Origin of the sequence: Streptomyces callyspongiae (genome assembly GCF_047200695.1) — a bacterium.
In the GTDB taxonomy this organism is placed as follows: Bacteria; Actinomycetota; Actinomycetes; order Streptomycetales; family Streptomycetaceae; genus Streptomyces.
Genome location: NZ_JBJZOM010000046.1, coordinates 1 through 1,074, shown reverse-complemented (window position 1 = coordinate 1,074; position 1,074 = coordinate 1). Strand labels below are relative to the sequence as shown.

Genomic DNA, 1,074 nt, shown 5'->3' with positions numbered 1-1,074 from the left:
CCGGGTGATCTGGCGTATGTGATCTATACGTCGGGGTCGACGGGTGTGCCGAAGGGTGTGGCGGTGTCGCACGGTGCGGCGTTGAACACGTGTGTGGATGTGGTGGAGCGGTTCGGGGTCGGTCCTGGTGATGCGGTGCTGGGTCTGTCGTCGTTGTCGTTCGATCTGTCGGTGTTCGATGTGTTCGGTGTGTTGGGGGCCGGTGGGCGGTTGGTGTTGCCGCGTGCGGGGTCCTCGCGTGATCCGGGGCATTGGCTGGAGCTGGTGCGTGAGCATCGGGTGACGGTGTGGAATTCGGTGCCGGCGTTGATGGCGATGCTGGTGGAGCATGCCGCGGGCGGTGGCGAGGGGTTGCCGTTGCGGGTGGTGCTGCTGTCGGGCGACTGGATTCCGGTGGATCTGCCGGGTCGGGTGCGTGGTCTGGCGGGTGGGGCTCGTGTGGTGAGTCTGGGGGGTGCGACGGAGGCCGGTATCTGGTCGATCGCGTATCCGGTGGACGAGGTGGATCCGGGTTGGGATTCGATTCCGTACGGGCGGCCGTTGCGCAATCAGCGGTTCCATGTGTGGAACGAGCGGTGGCAGGAGTGTCCGGTGCATGTGCCGGGTGAGTTGTTCATCGCGGGTGCGGGGCTTGCCGAGGGGTATTGGCGGGATGAGGAGCGGACGGCTGCGTCGTTCGTGAGGCATCCGGTGACGGGTGAGCGGTTGTACCGGACGGGGGATCTGGGCCGGTGGTTGCCGTCGGGGGAGATCGAGTTCCTGGGGCGGGAGGATTTCCAGGTCAAGGTCGGCGGGTTCCGTATCGAGCTGGGGGAGATCGAGGCGGCGGTCGCGGAGTGTCCGGGTGTGGCGGCTGTGGTGGCTGCGGCGCCGGGGGAGCGGCATCATCGGCGGTTGGCCGGCTATGTGGTGCCTGCTGCCGGTGCGGGTGAGGATCTGCTGGATCGGGTCCGGGAGCGGGCGGAGGACCGTCTGCCGTCCTACATGGTGCCCGCGACCTGGACGGTGCTGGACCACCTCCCGCTGTCCGCCAACGGCAAGATCGACCGCAACGCCCTCCCCGACCCCGCGACC

The 1,074-nt window shown here is 68.0% G+C and carries 1 protein-coding gene; it reads left to right on the top strand.

The genetic code is table 11. The features are described 5' to 3' along the window. Positions 1-1,074 (top strand): amino acid adenylation domain-containing protein (locus ACL06G_RS21440; RefSeq protein ID WP_412788155.1); only part of this gene is annotated, 1,074 nt, incomplete at both ends.